Genomic DNA, 18,036 nt, shown 5'->3' on the forward strand with positions numbered 1-18,036 from the left:
GCCCGCGGCGACGCTACTTGCGCATGACCTCGGGCTCGTGCCGGCGCAGGAAGCGGGACACGAAGAACCCGCAGATCACGCCGAGGGCGATCAGGGCGGCCATGTCCAGGCTCCAGGCGCCGACGGTGTGCTCCCACAGCGGGTCGTTGTCGCCGGGCGTCTCCGGCGGGCTGATCCGGTTGAAGTCCAGCGTGGCGCCCGCGGCGCCGACCGCCCAGCGCGACGGCATCAGGTACGAGAACTCGTTGGCGCCGATCGAGCCGTGCAGGGCGAACAGGCAGCCCGTGAAGACGACCTGGATGATCGCGAACATCACCAGCAGCGGCATGGTCTTCTCGGCGGTCTTCACCAGCGCCGAGATGATCAGGCCGAACATCATCGACGTGAAACCCAGGGCCATGATCGGCAGGGAGAGCTCCAGCAGCGTGAGCTTGCCGAGGACGAGGCCCTCCTGCGGGATCTCCCGGCTGGACAGGCCGATGACGCCGACCAGCAGCCCCTGCAGCACGGTGATCATGCCCAGCACGAACACCTTGGACATCAGGTATGCCGAGCGGGACAGGCCGGTCGCCCGCTCCCGCTCGTAGATCACCCGCTCCTTGATCAGCTCACGCACGGAGTTGGCCGCGCCGGCGAAGCACGCCCCGACCGCGAGGATCAGCAGGACGGTGGTGGCCGTGCCGTTGGGGATGATCCGGCCGCTGCGCGGGTTGACCGGGTTGGGCAGCAGCCCCCGGTCCGGGTCGATCAGCAGGCTCACCGCGCCGAGGACCGCCGGAAGGATCACCATCAGCGCAAGGAAGCCCTTGTCGGAGGCGATCACCGAGGTGTAGCGGCGCACCAGTGTGACGAACTGCGACATCCAGCCCTGCGGCTTCGGCGGCTTCATCGCCTGCATGGGCGGGACCTGTACGGACTGCGGCGCGATGGCGTCGATGTCCGCGGCGTACATCTGGTAGTGCTGCGAGCCCTTCCAGCGGCCCGCCCAGTCGTAGTCGCGGTAGTTCTCGAAGGCGGAGAAGACGTCGGCCCAGGTGTCGTAGCCGAAGAAGTTCAGCGCCTCCTCGGGCGGGCCGAAGTAGGCGACCGCGCCGCCCGGGGCCATCACCAGCAGCTTGTCGCACAGGGCGAGTTCGGCCACGGAGTGGGTGACGACGAGGACCGTGCGGCCGTCGTCGGCGAGGTCGCGCAGCAGCTTCATGACATCGCGGTCCATGCCCGGGTCGAGGCCGGAGGTCGGCTCGTCCAGGAAGATCAGCGACGGCTTGGTGAGCAGTTCCAGGGCCACCGAGACACGCTTGCGCTGGCCGCCGGAGAGGGAGGTGACCTTCTTCTCCTTGTGGATGTCGAGCTTCAGCTCGCGCAGCACCTCGTCGATGCGGGCCTCGCGCTCGGCGGCCGTGGTGTCGGCCGGGAAGCGCAGCTTGGCCGCGTACTTGAGGGCCTTCTTGACGCTCAGCTCCTTGTGCAGGATGTCGTCCTGCGGGACCAGACCGATGCGCTGGCGCAGCTCCGCGAACTGCTTGTACAGGTTGCGGTTGTCGTAGAGGACGTCGCCCTCGTTGGCGGGCCGGTAGCCGGTCAGCGCCTTGAGCAGCGTGGACTTTCCGGACCCGGACGGGCCGATGACCGCCACCAGGGACTTCTCCGGGACGCCGAAGGAGACGTCCTTCAGGATCTGCTTGCCGCCGTCGACCGTGACGGTCAGATGGCGGGCGGAGAAGGACACGGCGCCGGTGTCGACGAACTCCTCGAGCCGGTCGCCGACGATCCGGAACGTCGAGTGGCCGACGCCCACGACGTCGGTCGGGCCGAGCAGTTGCGAACCGCCCTTGGCGATCGGCTGGCCGTTGACGTACGTGCCGTTGTGGGAGCCGAGGTCGCGGATCTCCATGCGGCCGTCGGGCGTCGAGTGGAACTCGGCGTGGTTGCGGGAGACCTGGAGGTCGGAGACGACGAGGTCGTTCTCCAGGGCACGGCCGATGCGCATGACACGGCCGAAGGAGAACTGGTGGAACGTGGTGGGGCTGCGGTCGCCGTAGACCGGCGGCGCCCCCGCGCCGTCGCCGGCCACCTTGGACACGTACGACTCGCTGGGTCCCGGCTGCTGCGGGACGTGCGGCGCGGGCTGCTGCGGCTGCTGCGGCTGCTGCCAGTCGGCCTGCGGCTGGGGCGGGGCGGGCTGGGACCAGCCGGCGTTCGCCGACTGCGCGGCGTACGGCTGCTGTTGAGGCTGGGCGACGGGCTCCGCCGCCCCGGAGAGGTTCAGGCGCGGCCCGTCGGTGGCGTTGCCCAGGTGCACCGCCGAGCCGGGGCCGATGTCCACCTGCTGGACCCGCCGGCCCTGCACGTACGTGCCGTTGGTGCTGCCGTGGTCCTCCAGGACCCAACCGCGGCCGTTGAAGCTGACCGTGGCGTGCCGCCAGGAGACCCTGGCGTCGTCGAGGACGATGTCGCCCTGCGGATCACGTCCGAGGGTGTAGTTCCTGGACGGATCGAGCGTCCAGGTGCGTCCGTTCAATTCCAGTACGAGTTCCGGCACTCCACGCCCCACTGAGTAGTCCCCCGAGTTACCCCCGTCGCAGGGAGTCTAGGGATGTCGAACATCGTCGGGAACTATTTCAGGCGGTGCCCCCTGTCCGAAAGTCGGGCCTTGTGAAGACCGCACGGACGGGCAACGGCCGGTGCCGTTGACGGGGTTGAAACCGGGCCGGAGAGTGGTAAACGCACGCGAGGGGGGACGGAAGCGGCGATCTTCGCCGCCGCACCGCGGTTCGCCGCGGATCGGGGGGTTCTGCATGAGTGCCCACAGCGGAGTCGGGAGCGACGGAGTCCGGAGCGGGGGGAACGGGCGGGGCGGGGGGAAACGCCGGGGCGAGGGGTACGGCCGGAACGGGGGGCGCGGCCGGGGCGGGAGGCACGGAGCGTGCGTGCCCTGGGCGGATGTGCTGGTGTGCGCGGTCGCCGGGGTGAGTTGGGCGTTGATCGCGATGGCGGGCACGGCGGCGCTCGGGCTGCATCTGCTGGGGGCGGACGCGGCGGGCTCGCTGGGTCCGATGACGGCCGCGGTGGTGGCGCTCGGCGCGGGCGGCTCGGTGAAGCCGTCGGGCGATGTGTCCGCGTTCGGGCTGACGGGGGCGCAGGCGACGACGGCCGTCGAGATCACGCCACTGGGCGTGAGCCTGGTCGGGGCGCTGCTGCTGTCGTGGTTCTTCCTGCGGTCGCTGCGCACGGCGGGAGCCGTGATCGCGCCGGCCGAACTCGTGGCGCGGGCGGGGTCGGTGGTCGCGCTGTTCGTGGCGACGATGGGCGGGCTGGCCTGGGCGGGGCACGACGTCATCACGTTCGACGGCTCGTCCCTGGGGCTGGACGACCTGTCCGGCGGGGGTGGGGGCGCGGGCGGCGTCACGGTCCCCGGGCTGGGCGATCTCGGTGATCTGGACGGCGTCGGGGGGCTGTTGCCGGACCGGCTCGGCGATCTCGTCGACGCGCGGGCGGCGGTGGGCTTCACCGTCGACACCGTGCCGACGCTGCTGGGCGCGGTGGGCTGGTCGGCGGGGGTGCTGCTGATCGCCCTGCTGGCCTCGCGCCGTACGCCTCTTCCTCGCGGGTGGGAGGCGGTCCACCGGGTGGTGCGGCCCGCGGTGTCCGCCGTCGTGACGGTACTGCTGGTCGCCGTGGCGGCCGGGTTCGCGGCGGCGGCTTACGCGGCGGTCGGCGACGACCACCCGAAGCGGATAGCCGGAGCGGCGCTGCTCGGCGCACCGAACGGGGTGTGGCTGGGCGTCGGCCTGGGCCTGTTCGTCCCCTTCGACGGCCGTGCGACGGGCGCGCTGACGCACGTACTGCCGGACCCTGTGGACGACTTGCTCGCCGTGCGCACCGACCAGCCGGTGACGCTCGCCCGCCTGACCGAACTGGACTCGCGTGTCTGGCTGTTGGGGGTCGCTGTGGCCGCGATGATGCTGCTGGCGGGGGTGTTGACGGCAGTACGGACTCCGGTGCGGAGGGGTGCGGTCGGCCGTGAGCCGGGGTTGGCCGGCTTCGCCGCGGGGTGCGCGCTGCCCTTGGGGGCCGCTACGGCGGTGGCGTCGCCGCTGCTCGCCTGGCTGACGGGTGTGTCCGTGGACGCCTCCCTGTCGGTGCTCGGCTTCGACGCCTTCGGGGCCGGTCTCGACCTGCACGGCCGCCTCGGCATGGCGCTGCTCCTCGGCGCGGTGTGGGGCGCGGCGGCGGGAGCCGTCGGCGCGCTGCTGGCGTGGGCGACCGGAGCGGCGGGTGGACGGGCGTCGGCATCGGCCCGGGGAGAGGTGGCGGCGACTGCGGCTTCTCCGTCCCGGGGTGGGCGTGGCCCGGGGTCCGGCGGGGGCGGCTCGGCGGCGGGCGGTTCGGGGGCGGGCGACTCGGCGGCGGGCGACTCGGGCGGGCCGTACGCCCCGGGGACGCCTTACCGGCCGCCCAACCCGGCGACGAATCCGTATCTGCGGATACCGGAGACTTTGCGGGGGCCGGAGCCTATGCGGGGGCCGGGGGACGCGGGGCCGGAGGACGCGGGGCCGGAGGACGCGGGGCCGGGGGGCGGTCTTCACAACGCTCCGACCATGATCGGGCCCGTCGGTCCTCCGCCGCGTTCGCCGGCGCGGAGGGACGACTCCGAGGAGCGTTCGCCGGGCGACTGCCGGCTGCCACCGCCGCCTCCCCCGCCGCGGTCCCCTCCCCCGCCCGACCGGTGACCGGTCGGGGCGGCCCCTCGGTGACCGGCCGGGGCTCACTCGATGTCACCCGCACGACACCTGGAGTTCGCTGTCCGTCAGGCGGACCTCGGCGGCGGTGGGCAGGGCGTCCCGGATACGGTGGATACCACCATGAACGCTTCACAGATCACGTCCTCCGACGTCCCGACTCTCCTCGTCAAGATCTTCGGCAAGGACAGGCCGGGCATCACGGCAGGTCTCTTCGACACCCTCGCCGCCTACTCCGTCGACGTGGTCGACATCGAGCAGGTCGTCACGCGGGGACGGATGGTGCTGTGCGCGCTCGTGACCGAGCCGCCGAAGGGGATGGAGGGGGAGCTGCGCAAGACCGTCCACAGCTGGGCGGAGTCGATGAAGATGCAGGCGGAGATCATCTCCGGCATCGGCGACAACCGGCCCCGTGGCCTCGGCCGCTCCCTCGTCACCGTGCTCGGGCATCCGCTGACGGCGGAGGCGACGGCCGCCGTCGCCGCCCGGATCACCAAGGTCGGCGGCAACATCGACCGTATCTTCCGGCTCGCCAAGTACCCCGTCACGGCAGTCGAGTTCGCCGTGTCCGGCGTGGAGACGGAACCCCTGCGCACGGCCCTGGTCACCGAGGCGGCGGCGCTCGGCGTCGACGTGGCCGTGGTGGCGGCGGGCCTGCACCGGCGGGCCCAGCGGCTCATCGTGATGGACGTGGACTCCACCCTGATCCAGGACGAGGTGATCGAGCTCTTCGCCGCGCACGCCGGCTGTGAGGACAAGGTCGCCGAGGTGACCGCGGCGGCGATGCGCGGCGAGATCGACTTCGAGCAGTCACTGCACGCGCGTGTGGCGCTGCTGGAGGGACTGGACGCCTCGGTCGTGGAGAAGGTGCGCGCCGAGGTGCGGCTGACACCGGGCGCGCGCACCCTGATCCGCACCCTCAAGCGGCTCGGCTACCAGGTGGGCGTCGTCTCCGGCGGCTTCACCCAGGTCACCGACGATCTGAAGGGGCGGCTCGGGCTGGACTTCGCCCAGGCCAACACGCTGGAGATCGTCGACGGCAAGCTGACCGGCCGGGTCACCGGCGAGATAGTGGACCGCGCGGGCAAGGCGCGGCTGCTGCGCCGGTTCGCCGCGGAGGCGGGCGTGCCGCTCTCCCAGACGGTGGCGATCGGTGACGGCGCGAACGATCTGGACATGCTGAACGCGGCCGGTCTCGGCGTCGCCTTCAACGCGAAGCCCGTCGTACGCCAGGCCGCGCACACGGCGGTGAACGTGCCGTTCCTGGACACCGTCCTGTACCTGCTGGGCGTCACCCGCGAAGAGGTGGAGGCGGCGGACACGCACGTCGAGTAGTCCCGGTCGCCGGGGCCCGGTGGGATGCCGGGCCCCGCGTCACCGTCACGGGATCTTCACTCCGAGGGCGCCCAGTAGTCGAGCAGCGTGCCCGTGCCGGGCTCCAGGGACTTCCAGGGGCCGTCGAAGGAGACGACGGCGAAGGCGGCGGCGGGGAAGCCGCGGCCGTTCATCCGCTCGCGAGCGTCCCCCTCCGACGTGCCGGAGAGAATGTCGGCGAGGCCCTGGACGCCGGGGTTGTGGCCGACCAGGATGAGGTTGCGGACGTCGTCCGGCGTCTCGTTGAGCAGGGCGATCAGCTCGCCCGGGGAAGCCTCGTAGATCCGCTCCTCGTAGACGGTCTTCGGCCGGTGCGGGAACTCATGGACGGCGAGCTTCCACGTCTCCCTGGTCCGGGTCGCGGTGGAGCACAGGGCGAGGTCGATGGAGATGCCGGTGTCGGTCAGCTTGCGTCCGGCGACGGCGGCGTCCTGGCGGCCCCGCTCCGCGAGCGGCCGCTCGTGGTCGGTCACCTGTGGCCAGTCGGCTTTCGCATGCCGGAAGAGGACGATCCTGCGGGGTTCTGCGACGCTCATGGCTCCCAGCTTCGCATGAAACACGCCATGTGGCGCAGGGAGTTGACATGGGTCTTCACCGGTGACCCGGGGTGTGTGAGGCGTGTGCCCGGGGCGTGATCGACTTTCCTACCGCGCGAGCAGTTGCCTCACGTGGTCGGCGAGCTGTGCGATCACCGGGTCGTCCGTGGCGGCGTGGGCGTCGGAGGGGTTGATTATCAGCAGGAGCAGGCCGACGAAGGCGAGGACGGGCAGGGCGAGCGCCCACCAGGGCAGCAGGGCGCCGACGCCGCCGCGCTGGGCGGCCGGGTGGGGCCGGGTCTGCGTGTGCGCCGACATGGGTGCCTCCGCTGGGCTTCGAGTGGTCCGTGGACCGCCCCCTGCGGCCACACTTCGAAGATACGGACGCGGAGGCCCGCGGCCCATCCGGTGATCCACCCACTTGACCCTGACCCTGGCCCCCTAGGGGATGGGGGGTTAACCCCACCGTCGTGCGGAGGATCGGCGCGCGGGCGGCGGGTGCGTCAGGGCGAGGCGATCGTCGCGATGACGGCGATGACCACGAAGATGAGGAAGAACGAGCCGAAGACGAGCAGCATCTTCTTCTGGCCGTTCCCGGGATTCGGATCGAGCACTGGCATGAACCAAGTCTCGCACCCGGCGCACGGGGGCATGGTCCGGGGGTACGCCGAGGACCCGCCGGGATCGGGCTCTTGTCGGCGGGGCGATGGTCCCGGGGGCTGCGACGGCGGCGGGTTCAGTGACCGTTCGGGAGGCCTGGGGGGCCGTCGGCCGGGGGGCGGTCCGTGTCCGCGAGGCCGGCCGTCGGCCGGCAGGTACCACCGCCGGGCAGGCTCGAGGCGGCAGCCCGCCGGGACGACCGGAGCCGCCGCCTCGACAAGTGGGACGCTCGCCACGGCCAGCAGGGACCACTGCCCGGCAGGCCCGAGGGCGACAGCCCACCGGGACAAGCAGAGCCACCGCCTCGCTCAGCGGGACGCTCACCGGGACCAGCGGGGGCCACCGCCCAGCAGATCCGGGGCGGCAGCCCGCCGGGACAAGCGGAGACACCGCCTACTCCGCGAGACGGTCGCGGGGCCCAGCAAGGGCGACCGCCCGGCAGGCCCGAGGCGGCCGCCCGCCGGCACAAGCGGAACCGCCGCCTCGACAGCGAGACGGTCGCCCGGGCCAGCGGACCCTCCGGGGCAGCGGGGAGCGGTCGACCCGTGTCACCGGGGCGGTCGCCGAGGTCGGTGAGGAGCCGATACCCCGCGTCAGCGGGCTGCCTCGTCCTCCACCGTGCGGTCGCGGCCTGCCAGGACGCCCACCGCCATCTGCGGGACCATGAGCGCCGCCATCAGCGCGAGGGGCAGTCCCCAGCCGCCGCTGTGCTGGTAGAGCACCCCGACCAGCAGCGGGCCCGGGATGGAGATCAGGTAGCCGGTGCTCTGCGCGAAGGCCGACAGCTGGGCCACGCCCGCGCCCGTCCTGGCGCGCATCCCGACCATCGTGAGCGCCAGCGGAAACGCGCAGTTGGAGACGCCGAGCAGCAGCGCCCACGCCCAGGCGCCGCCGGCGGGCGCGACGTAGAGGCCGGCGTATCCGGCGAGTCCGCACAGGCCCAGCGCGATGACGATCGGCCCCTGGTGCGGCAGCCGGGTCGCCACGCGCGGGATGACGAACGCCAGCGGCACGCCCATCGCCATGGTGACGGCGAGCAGCAGACCGGCCGTGCCGGCGGCGACTCCCGAGTCGCGGAAGATCTGCGCCATCCAGCCCATGGTGATGTAGGCGGCGGTGGCCTGGAGCCCGAAGACACGGCGAGCGCCCAGGCGGTGCGGCTCCGGGTCATCCGCAGCCCGCCGGCAGCCCCGCCGCCGACAGCCCCGCCGGTGGCGGCCTCAGTGCGTGCCGAGGTCGCCTCGCCCCGCTCGCGTGTGAGCGCCAGCCACGGGAGGACAGCCGCCGCGGCGAGGGCGGCCCAGACGGCGAGTCCCAGCCGCCAGTCGCCGCCGAGCGCCTCGGTCACGGGCACGGTGGCCGCGGCGGCGGTCGCGGTGCCGAGGGCGAGGGCCATGGAGTACAGCCCGGTCATGGAGCCGACCCGGTCGGGGAACCAGCGCTTGACGATGGCGGGCATCAGGACGTTGCTGACGGCGATGCCCATGAGGGCGAGGGCGCTGGCGGCCAGGAAGCCGGCCGTGCCGCCGGCCCAGGGCCGTATGAGCAGGCCCGCGCCGATGGCGGCCATGCCCGCGCAGACGACCGCGCCCGGACCGAAGCGGCGGGCGAGCCGGGGTGCGGCCAGGCCGAAGACAGCGAAGCAGAGCGGCGGCACCGAGGTGAGCAGGCCGGCGACGCTGCCGCTCATGCCGAGGTCGTCGCGGACCTCTTCGAGGAGGGCGCCGAGGCTGGTGATGGCGGGGCGGAGGTTGAGGGCGGCCAGCACGATGCCCACCACGACCAGTCGCGTCCGCCACGCGCGCGTGGGCGTACTGGGCGGCCGGCTCGCGGACAGAGACATGTCCGTCGTCCGCATCGGATCGCCCTCGGCCGCCCGCGCGCCGGGCAGGGTCGTGGACGTAGACGTCCGTGTCTCCGTGTTCTCCTCGCTCACCATGTCGCCCATCATAGAATCATAGGATGATTGACTGTCCATTCCGTCCGGACGAAGGTGTGCCATGCCCCTGAGCCATCCCCGCCGCTCGGCTCTCTCCGAACAGGTCATCGCCGCGCTGCGCACCCAGATCACCTCGGGCGAGTGGCCGGTGGGCTCACGCATCCCGACGGAACCGGCGCTGGTCGAGCAGCTCGGCGTCGCCCGGAACACGGTCCGGGAGGCGGTCCGCGCGCTGGCGCACAACGGCCTGCTGGACATCCGGCAGGGTTCGGGCACCTACGTCGTCGCCACGAGCGAGCTGGCCGGCGTGATGCACCGCCGATTCGCCGGCGCCGACCCCCGGCACATCGCCGAGCTGCGCTCCACGCTGGAGTCGGGCGCCGCGAAGCTGGCCGCCGAGCGGCGTACCGAGAGGGACCTCAAGCAGCTCGACGCGCTGCTGCGGCGGCGCGAGGAGGCGTGGCGGTCGGGCGACGCGGAGGCGTTCGTCGCGGCGGACGCGACGTTCCACCTGGCGGTGGTGGCCGCGTCCCACAACGACGCGATGACGGCGATGTACGCGGACCTGGGCGAGGTGCTGCGGGACTGGCTGCGCGCCGACGTCGGCGAGGAGCTGACGCCGGAGGCGTACATGGACCACGCGCCTCTGGTGGACGCGATCCGGGCCCGGGACGCGGCGGCGGCCGGCGCGGAGGCGGCGGGCTATCCGTTCCAGTGCAGGCCCGGACGCTTCACCGCCCCCGCGTGAGGGCTCACCGCCACTGATGGCTGACCCAGGCCGCGCGGACCTCCATCCAGCAGCGGCCGGCCAGTCGTACGGTCATGGCGGGCCCGGCGTCGGCGGGGGCGGTGTCGGTGTCGAGGTCCCACCAGCGCGCGCACTCGATGTGCAGGCGAACGCGGTCGACGCCGGCGTCGGGATTGTGGCAGTGGGCGACCACATGGGAGCCGCGGACGTCGATCCGGCATTCCGCGCCGAGCGACTCCGGGGTGGCGGTGGGTTCCGGTGCCTCCACGCGTGTGTGCGACAGCGCGTCGTACGGCAGCGCGAGGACGAGGCAGACGGCGACGGTCAGTGGGGCGAGGCTGCGAGACAGGCGCACAAGGGAACCTCCTCGACCGTGCTGGGGAGGGGACCGCGGTGACGAACCCGCACCTCAGAGTGGCGTGCCGGACCCGCCCCGCGCCCGGTCAGCTAGGCCGAACGGGTGATGGCCCGCGCCCTCCCGGACGCGGGCCATCACCCGTGCTGCGCGCTGTCGGGCGTCAGGCGCCGATGGCGTGCAGACCGCCGTCGACGTGGATGATCTCGCCGGTGGTCTTCGGGAACCAGTCGCTCAGCAGCGCGACGATGCCGCGGCCGGCGGGCTCGGGGTCCTTGAGGTCCCACTCCAGCGGGGAGCGGGTGTCCCACACGGAGGCCAGCTCGCCGAAGCCCGGGATGGACTTGGCGGCCATGGAGCCGATGGGACCCGCCGAGACGAGGTTGCAGCGGATGTTCTGCTTGCCGAGGTCGCGGGCCATGTAGCGGCTGGTGGCCTCCAGGGCGGCCTTGGCGGGGCCCATCCAGTCGTACTGCGGCCAGGCGAACTGGGCGTCGAAGGTCAGACCGACGACCGAGCCGCCGTTCTGCATCAGCGGCAGGCAGGCCATGGTGAGCGACTTCAGGGAGTACGCCGAGACGTGCATGGCCGTGGCGACCGACTCGAACGGCGTGTTGAGGAAGTTGCCGCCGAGCGCGTCCTGGGGCGCGAAGCCGATGGAGTGGACGACGCCGTCGAGGCCGCCGAGCTCCTCGCCCACGATGTCGGCGAGGCGCCCGAGGTGCTCGTCGTTGGTGACGTCGAGCTCGATGACCTTGGTCGGCTTCGGCAGCTTCCTGGCGATGCGCTCGGTCAGCGTGGGCCGCGGGAACGCGGTGAGGATGATCTCGGCGCCCTGCTCCTGGGCCAGCTTGGCGGCGTGGAAGGCGATGGAGGACTCCATCAGCACACCGGTGATCAGGACGCGCTTGCCCTCGAGAATTCCGCTCATGGTGATCAGTGACCCATTCCCAGTCCGCCGTCAACGGGGATGACGGCTCCAGTGATGTACGAGGCGTCGTCCGAGGCGAGGAACCGCACCGTCGCGGCGATCTCCTCCGGCTGCGCGTACCGGCCGAGCGGCACCTGGGAGACGATGCCCTCGCGCTGCTCGTCGGTGAGCGCCTTGGTCATGTCGGTGTCGACGAATCCGGGCGCGACGACGTTGAAGGTGATGTTGCGCGAGCCCAGCTCACGGGCCAGGGATCGCGCGAAGCCGACCAGACCGGCCTTGGACGCGGCGTAGTTGGCCTGGCCCGCGGAGCCGAGCAGCCCGACGACCGAGGAGATCAGCACGACGCGGCCCTTCTTGGCGCGCAGCATGCCGCGGTTGGCGCGCTTGACCACACGGAAGGTGCCGGTGAGGTTGGTGTCGATGACGGACGCGAAGTCCTCCTCGGACATGCGCATCAGCAGCTGGTCCTTGGTGACGCCGGCGTTGGCGACGAGGACCTCGACGTTGCCGTGGGCCTCCTCGACCTCCTTGTAGGCCTGCTCCACCTGCTCGGGGTCGGTGATGTCGCACTTGACGGCCAGGAAGCCGGCCGGCGGCTCCCCCGAGCGGTACGTGATCGCGACCTTGTCGCCGGCGTCGGCGAACGCGCGGGCGATGGCGAGGCCGATGCCCCGGTTTCCTCCGGTGACGAGAACCGAGCGGCTCAACGGATCACCCTTTCGATCGGCAGTCTGGTACTCGTCGAAACTATCCTTCCGAGGGACCGGCCGCCGAAGCCGGGGGCGACAGGGCGTCGCGGCGGGAACTGTCGGGTCCCCACAGTCACCACCCGGACGCGGCAGGCCTGACCGCCCACGCCCCCGGAATGGGCTGGTGACGGCAAGGCGGGAGGATGTCTCCGAGACAGCGCGCTGGCCACATGAACGGTGGCCGCCGTGGGCAGGCGGCCGGTCAGCGCGGCAGCTGTTTGTCGCACCTCCGAAGTCAGCAGGATTTCGCCCGCTCTGCGTTCCAGCTCGGCCATGGCGCCGGGAACGTCCCCATCAGGTCGAGCCTGCGAATCGTTTCGACACAGCCCAGACTGCTCGTGGCCATAGGACGCCTCCCTGCGTCGCCGAGATAAGCGTCCAGCGCGGTCCAGTAGTTGCGGCGAGACATCCAGGCGACGCGCGCCGAGGAGTCCACGTAGATCAACGGTGGTCCTCCTCGCGCTCCGCGAGGAGGGTGGCCAGCGGGTCGACACTGTCGGGGACATGGTGACGCGGCCTGCTTTGACGGCCTGCCGAGGCAACATGATTTTGCGCGCCGCCACCAAGTGCGCGCACCGCTGCAGGGGGCTTTCCGCCGGGAACAGTATGGCGATAACGTTCCCGTGTCGAGTGACCTTGGAATGTCTCGCCCCGCTGAATGTACCTACGTACCCACACCTTGCGGACCCTTCGTGGCTATGTGTTTCAGTACCGCTCTAGCAAGCCCGTCAATGCTCCGGTTCATCTGTTGTGGACTCTGGTTCAGGTCCACCACGTGGCGGTGCAGTCTGACTTCGCCGCCGCCCACCGGCACCCGTACAACATCAGCGCGGCCGGACGCGTACACCAGATGACCATCCGTGAGACCGAGGCGCACGCAGTACGCGAGCATCTGGTAAAGGTCGTCGCGGTGGAAGCCGCGCTTGTACTTTGCGTCGACGACCACGGCGGCCCGGCGTCCACCAGTGGGCACCGGGAAGTAGTGGATCAGGTCGGGTTTTAGGACGTACTTGCGGGGCGCCCCAAAGAAGTGGTCACGATCCTGCGTCTTGTACCTGCCGCCCGCTCTACGGATCAGCGCCTCCCCCAGCGCGCGGGCAAGGAACGCTTCGTACACCCGCCACATCTGGAACATCACGCCGTCCACGGTGACGGCCCGCCCATCCTCGAGTTCGTACGACGCCCCCCCGAGGATGACTTCGGCGAGGGCGAGCGGCCGGTGATAGCGGGAGTTCAGTCGGTCCCGTCGCCAAAGTGGGAGCGGGGCGCCGAGAACCGGTGGGGTCACCCCGTCGAGGCGTGCGGCCAGAGCGTGGAGGGTCGTGCGCTGTGCCCCGCCGACTCCTGGAACGCGCAGCAGCCGCCGTGCGGCGCCGAGCAGCAGCTGGTTCTCCGCTATGTCGACGGTGTGCTCGTCGTAGGCGACCTCCAGCGGCAGGGCAAGGCCGGGCCGGCGGCTCATCTGTGCCGCCGCCCGGAGCCTTCCGCGCAGTACAGGTTCGGATGCCTCCGTCTCCCGGTAGCCGAGCAGCACTCCTTGCCGCAGGGCTCTCTGGACGGCTCGCGTGTAAGCACGCGCGAGGGCCGGCAGGAGATCGGCGCGGGTCGCAACGTCCACCGGACCGCCGTCGTGGAGCCACTCCTCGTCAGCGTAACCAAGGAGGTAGAGGAGTCGGTCCACGGTCACCTTAGGTGTGACCGAGAGCTGGACCTGCGCCCTGCCGTGGCCGACTCTGGCGACGCCGACCCGATCGCGGGCCTCCAGGCGGCACCAGCCGATCCGACGGGAGGGCCGCACCCGAACGAGTTCGCTTTCGTCGAGGGCCACGATCTGCTCGGGGGTGAGCTGCCACTCCCTCCAGCCGTCAGCCTCCTTCAACCGGACCAGTGGGACGGCCGTCACGGGGCACCACCACTGCCGTTAGCCGTCTCGGCGTCGTCAGCGGCTTCCTCGCCGAGCCCGAGGTGGCTGAGCAGCACGTCGAGCGCGTAGTCGGCCGCTACGTCGGTGCCGTCCCCCCAGTGGAACTCGGTGAGCAGCGGGATGATCTGGGTCCGCCACAGCCGTTCGAGTGCGCCACGGCCGCCGTGTGCTAGCGGCTGCATGAAGTAGGACGGGCCGATACGGAATTCCTGGTCGCCCGAGGGACTGTCGCCGATGCGCCTGTTGAGTTCAACCAGGAGTTTCGCCGCGTCCTGGGACCGGCCCTGGCCGTCGAGCCAGCGCTCCAGCATGCCTGCCAGCGGCTCGACTTCAGGATGCAGTTCCATGAAGGAGAAGCGCCGCCGCATCGCCGCGTCCATGAGGGAGACGCTGCGGTCCGTGGTGTTCATGGTGCCGAGGATGAACAGATTGGGCGGCAGCCGGAAGCCGTTGCCCTCGTCCGAGCCGTACTGGAGATGGATGTACTGCTTGCGGTATTCGAGCAGGAAGTACAACTCACCGAAGACCTTGGCGAGATTGCCGCGCGTCATCTCGTCGATGACCAGGACGAAGATCTCGGCGGGCCTGAGTTCGGCCGCGTCGGCGAGCCTGCGCAGTGGGCCCTTCGCGAGGTGGAAGACCACTCCCGAGCCGCCGTCCTCCGACCGCGTCTCGGCACCCGGTTTGGCGAGCCTGGGCCGGATGCCCTCGAAGAAGTCCTCATAGGAATAGGCCGGGTGAAACTGCACGAGCCGTACGTTGCCGGGGTTTCCGCCGGTCAAATGGCGGGCGAGTGCCAGCGCGGTGTACGTCTTGCCGGTGCCGGGCGGCCCGTGGAAGACCAACTGGGGCTTCACACGCAGCAGCTCCACGCACTCCTGGAGCCAGGTCGAGTTCTCGTCCTGGGTGAGTTCCTCCAGCAACGCCGCGGTGACGTCAGGCAGTTGAGGCTCGATGTCGGCGGGCGGCACCTCCTCCACAGGATCCGGCCCTATGAGAGCTTCGAGGCGGGGCGCGAACTCACTTATGTCGACGATCCGGGCGTCGGCATCCCCGAGCCGGCCGAGCAGCGCGTCGCCGAGGTCCTTGGCGATGTCGAGCGGGGCGTCGAGGTTGCGCCAGTCGACCTTGCGCCGGTACGCGCCCGCGGTGCCCGACACGTACACGGCCGGGCCGCCCACCACTCCGAGGTATCCCTTGGCGCCGTCGGTGCAGACCACGATGTCGCCATCCTGTATCCGGGCGACGAAGGTGTGCAGCTCCTTGGCCAGCTCCTCCCTGCGGCCGATCGACGACGATTCGTATGCGTCATCGACGGCCTTGCGCACCCGCTGCGGGCCCGCGCCCTCGGGCAGCGGTGACATGCGTCCGGCGTCGAGGGTGACCACGGACTCCTCACGCCAGAGCGTACGGATGAGGCTCGCACCGCCCTCGTCCGTACCGCGCAGCACCCAGACCTTGCGGGGCCGCTCGGGCAGGACTGGGTCGTCGGCCGGTTCGCCGAGAACGAGGGCAGTGATCTCCTCCCGTGTCAGTCTCCTTCCGGGAAGCGCCCGTACGACGTCCTGGCTTGAATACTGCTCGTCGAGGAGACCGTCCTCACTGAGCAAGTTCCGCCAGGTCTCGATCTCGTTCGCCAGCAGTGTGATGCCCATCCCGACGGTCGTGCCCTCGTGGTCGAGCGCGAGGTACCAGCCGTCGGGGCGGGTGCCCTGGAAGACCGAGGCGAGTGTGTACGCGTCGACCTCGTACTCGGCGGCGAGGTCCTCGATGTCCAGCCAGCGACCGTCGGGGAGGAGCTGGAGCAGGGCGGCGGCCGCGTCGAACGCGTCGCGGTTCCTGCGCCAGTCCATGTAGCGCTCCCCCGCCTCGCTGAGGAAGTCGACCGGCTTCGGATACTCGGCGAGGGCCTGAACACCCAACCCCGTCAGCCGCCACACCCGACGCCTGCGGCAGAGCCAGCCCGCCTTGACGAGACTGGTGGCGTTGTGGCTGAGGTTGACGTCGACACCCCGTGTGGCATTCGGGGCGACGCCCCAGAAGTCGTCCTCCAGGTCGGGGTCAGCCTCCTGGATGAGCGGCCACAGCCGTCGGAAAGGGAGGCCGTCCTGGGTGTGCTCGAGAAGGATCGTCGCCGCCCGGTGGACTGCTCTGGCGCTGACCTCGAAAGGCGTGGTCACGGGTTCCCTCCGTCCGGAGCTGACCTTCAACTCCACCCACCGGAGAGACTAACTCCCAGCACTGACAGTCACCGGTGCGCCGCCTGCCCCGCCCGCCCCGCCTGCCGATGACCGGTTGCCCGTACGGTCAGTTGGCTCCGCCGAGGTCCGGCGACAGCAGGCAGCGGACCTGCTTCCCAACGGGCGTGGTCACCACGTCCCAGCCGGGGGCGAGCAGGTCCATGAGGGGCAGACCGCGCCCCGACTCGGCCTGAGCGTCGTCGAGTCGGACGCCGGGCACACGTCGTGGGTGTCGGCTCCCGTCCGGGTCGTGCAGCCGCACCCACACCCCGGTCGGTACGGCCTCCACCTCGGCGACCAACGGCACGTAGTCGCCGCAGGCGCGCACCGCGTTCCCGTACAGCTCGGACAGGACGAGCTGGGCGGCATCAACCATGTCGGGTCCGGCGCCAGTGCCGCGCAGGGCTTGGGCGGTGAGCCCTCGGGCGGCGTGGAGGTTTCGCGGGGAGGCGGACATGTGGAGGGTGAAGCCGGTGGGGGTGGGAGTGAGGTAGTGACCCAGGGAGGCGGCGGAAGTGATGGGGTGGGGGGTGAGGCACACAAGGGCTCCTTGGGGTTCGCTCGCCAACTTGGCGCGGTTGCAGCCAGGTTGAGGTTGGACCCATTCCTCGATCGATCGCAACCTTTCTACCCAATCGGGTGACGGATCCAGCGACTCGTGCCCAGGAGCCTCGTGTTCGGTGCAGGCTTGCCACATGCCCAACTCCCCCATGGTTCCGACAGTCCGACGGCGTCGCCTCGGAGCAACCCTGCGCAGGTTCCGCAACGAAGCGGGCCTCAGCCTCGATCAGGCCGCCGAGGCGATGGGATGGAACGGCCCGAAGATGTCGAAGATCGAGAACGCGTTTCAGGGCATCAGGCCCGGCGACTTGGCCGTACTGCTCAAGGTGTACGGGGTGACAGACCCGGACGTGTGCTCCGTACTGGAGACGCTACGCAGTGACACCACGAAGAAGGGCTGGTGGCAGGCCTACTCGGGGATCGTGCAGCCTGCGTACGCCGACTACATCTCCCTGGAATCGGACGCCGAGCAGGTCTGCGCCTGGACCCCGCTGCTGATCCCGGGGCTGCTCCAGACCGCCGCCTACGCCCGCGAGACGATCACCGGAATCACGACGACCCGAACGCCCGAGGAGGTGGCCGCGCTCGCGGAGGTCCGCATGGCGCGACAGTCCGTACTGACCCGGCCGGGCACTCCGCTGGAACTGTGGGCCATCATCCACGAGGCCGCGCTGCACCAGCGGTTCGCCGCGCGTCCGGCCACCATGCGCGAACAGCTTCGCAAACTGATGGACGCCTCCGAACTCCCCAACGTGACCGTCCAGGTCATGCCGCTGGGCTCCACCGCACATCCAGGGCTCGAAGGAGGGTTCAGCCTCACCAAGTTCAGGCCCCCACTACCGGATGTTGTCCTCTTGGAGAACGCCGGGAGCGCGACTTACGTTGAGGGTGAAGACGCGGCGCCCTTCGAGAGGGCGTACGAGCGTATCCGGGCTACGGCGCTCTCCGTGGAGGACTCGCTCGTCCGCATCGCCGAACTGGAAGAAGGCCTGAGACAGTGACCGACCGCAAGACCGACCTGTATGCCTTGGACCTCACTGACGCTGCTTGGCGCAAGGCATCCGCAAGCGGCGCCGAGAACGACTGCGTCGAGATAGCCGAACTGCCTGGCGGCGGCCGGGCGGTACGGGACTCGAAGAACCCGGAGCGGGAGCCTCTGCGGTTCACCGCGTCGGAGTGGGCGGCCTTCCGCGCGGGTGTGTTCGCCGGCGAGCTCTGAGTACGCGAGTGGCCGCCGCCCGGATGGTTCGGGTGGCGGCCACTCGCCTGCCTGC

15 protein-coding genes and 1 pseudogene are annotated in these 18,036 nt (G+C 70.9%); 5 read left to right on the top strand and 11 right to left on the bottom strand.

The window, feature by feature from the left end; genetic code table 11:
- Positions 1-13: 13 nt before the first annotated feature.
- Positions 14-2,542, bottom strand: coding sequence for an FHA domain-containing protein (locus tag ACFYXA_RS12880; protein ID WP_389031791.1), 2,529 nt, complete (start codon positions 2,540-2,542; stop codon positions 14-16).
- Between the two features lie 256 nt (positions 2,543-2,798).
- On the opposite strand from ACFYXA_RS12880, the gene ACFYXA_RS12885 reads away from it, so the two are divergent.
- On the top strand, positions 2,799-4,733 hold the full coding sequence (locus ACFYXA_RS12885) for a streptophobe family protein (RefSeq protein WP_389031795.1): 1,935 nt from the start codon (positions 2,799-2,801) through the stop codon (positions 4,731-4,733).
- 132 nt (positions 4,734-4,865) lie between these two features.
- A complete protein-coding gene (serB, locus tag ACFYXA_RS12890) occupies positions 4,866-6,077 on the top strand; it encodes a phosphoserine phosphatase SerB (protein WP_352247688.1) in 1,212 nt (403 codons plus the stop codon).
- Between the two features lie 56 nt (positions 6,078-6,133).
- Here serB and ACFYXA_RS12895 read toward each other — a convergent pair whose 3' ends face one another.
- From ACFYXA_RS12895 to ACFYXA_RS12910, 4 genes and pseudogenes are all read right to left on the bottom strand, one after another.
- Entirely contained in the window at positions 6,134-6,652 is a 519-nt protein-coding gene (locus ACFYXA_RS12895) for a SixA phosphatase family protein (protein WP_389031799.1), read from the bottom strand.
- A 108-nt stretch (positions 6,653-6,760) separates the two neighbouring features.
- Positions 6,761-6,970, bottom strand: coding sequence for a hypothetical protein (locus ACFYXA_RS12900; RefSeq protein ID WP_352247686.1), 210 nt, complete (start codon positions 6,968-6,970; stop codon positions 6,761-6,763).
- Positions 6,971-7,155: 185 nt separating this feature from the next.
- A complete protein-coding gene (locus tag ACFYXA_RS12905) occupies positions 7,156-7,272 on the bottom strand; it encodes an SGM_5486 family transporter-associated protein (protein ID WP_278044734.1) in 117 nt (38 codons plus the stop codon).
- 633 nt (positions 7,273-7,905) lie between these two features.
- Positions 7,906-9,170: pseudogene (locus ACFYXA_RS12910) on the bottom strand (CynX/NimT family MFS transporter).
- A 142-nt stretch (positions 9,171-9,312) separates the two neighbouring features.
- Here ACFYXA_RS12910 and ACFYXA_RS12915 point away from each other — a divergent pair.
- Positions 9,313-9,999 carry a FadR/GntR family transcriptional regulator gene (locus tag ACFYXA_RS12915; RefSeq protein ID WP_389031804.1) on the top strand — a complete coding sequence of 229 codons (687 nt, stop codon included), beginning with the start codon at positions 9,313-9,315 and terminating at the stop codon, positions 9,997-9,999.
- Positions 10,000-10,003: 4 nt separating this feature from the next.
- Here ACFYXA_RS12915 and ACFYXA_RS12920 read toward each other — a convergent pair whose 3' ends face one another.
- The 6 genes from ACFYXA_RS12920 to ACFYXA_RS12945 form a co-directional block, all read right to left on the bottom strand.
- On the bottom strand, positions 10,004-10,354 hold the full coding sequence (locus tag ACFYXA_RS12920; RefSeq protein ID WP_352247682.1) for a hypothetical protein: 351 nt from the start codon (positions 10,352-10,354) through the stop codon (positions 10,004-10,006).
- 163 nt (positions 10,355-10,517) lie between these two features.
- Entirely contained in the window at positions 10,518-11,285 is a 768-nt protein-coding gene (gene fabI / locus ACFYXA_RS12925; RefSeq protein ID WP_130437479.1) for an enoyl-ACP reductase FabI, read from the bottom strand.
- A 5-nt stretch (positions 11,286-11,290) separates the two neighbouring features.
- Positions 11,291-11,995 (bottom strand): 3-oxoacyl-[acyl-carrier-protein] reductase, encoded by a 705-nt coding sequence (gene fabG / locus ACFYXA_RS12930; RefSeq protein WP_351096788.1) that lies wholly within the window; start codon positions 11,993-11,995, stop codon positions 11,291-11,293.
- A 706-nt stretch (positions 11,996-12,701) separates the two neighbouring features.
- Positions 12,702-13,916 (bottom strand): McrC family protein, encoded by a 1,215-nt coding sequence (locus tag ACFYXA_RS12935; RefSeq protein WP_389031810.1) that lies wholly within the window; start codon positions 13,914-13,916, stop codon positions 12,702-12,704.
- A gap of 20 nt (positions 13,917-13,936) precedes the next feature.
- Positions 13,937-16,141: an AAA family ATPase gene (locus ACFYXA_RS12940; protein WP_389031813.1), complete on the bottom strand. Its 2,205-nt coding sequence runs from the start codon at positions 16,139-16,141 to the stop codon at positions 13,937-13,939.
- A gap of 127 nt (positions 16,142-16,268) precedes the next feature.
- The gene (locus ACFYXA_RS12945; RefSeq protein WP_389031816.1) at positions 16,269-16,742 is read right to left on the bottom strand and encodes an ATP-binding protein; all 474 of its coding nucleotides are present in this window, start codon (positions 16,740-16,742) and stop codon (positions 16,269-16,271) included.
- Between the two features lie 154 nt (positions 16,743-16,896).
- Between ACFYXA_RS12945 and ACFYXA_RS12950 the strand changes: the two genes are divergently transcribed.
- Both ACFYXA_RS12950 and ACFYXA_RS12955 read left to right on the top strand, forming a co-directional pair.
- Positions 16,897-17,763 carry a helix-turn-helix domain-containing protein gene (locus ACFYXA_RS12950; protein WP_389031819.1) on the top strand — a complete coding sequence of 289 codons (867 nt, stop codon included), beginning with the start codon at positions 16,897-16,899 and terminating at the stop codon, positions 17,761-17,763.
- Positions 17,760-17,981 (top strand): DUF397 domain-containing protein, encoded by a 222-nt coding sequence (locus ACFYXA_RS12955; RefSeq protein ID WP_389031822.1) that lies wholly within the window; start codon positions 17,760-17,762, stop codon positions 17,979-17,981. The genes ACFYXA_RS12950 and ACFYXA_RS12955 overlap by 4 nt, the downstream gene beginning before the upstream one ends.
- The last annotated feature ends 55 nt before the right edge of the window (positions 17,982-18,036 follow it).

It is taken from the genome of Streptomyces sp. NPDC002566, from assembly GCF_042889585.1.
GTDB lineage: Bacteria > Actinomycetota > Actinomycetes > Streptomycetales > Streptomycetaceae > Streptomyces.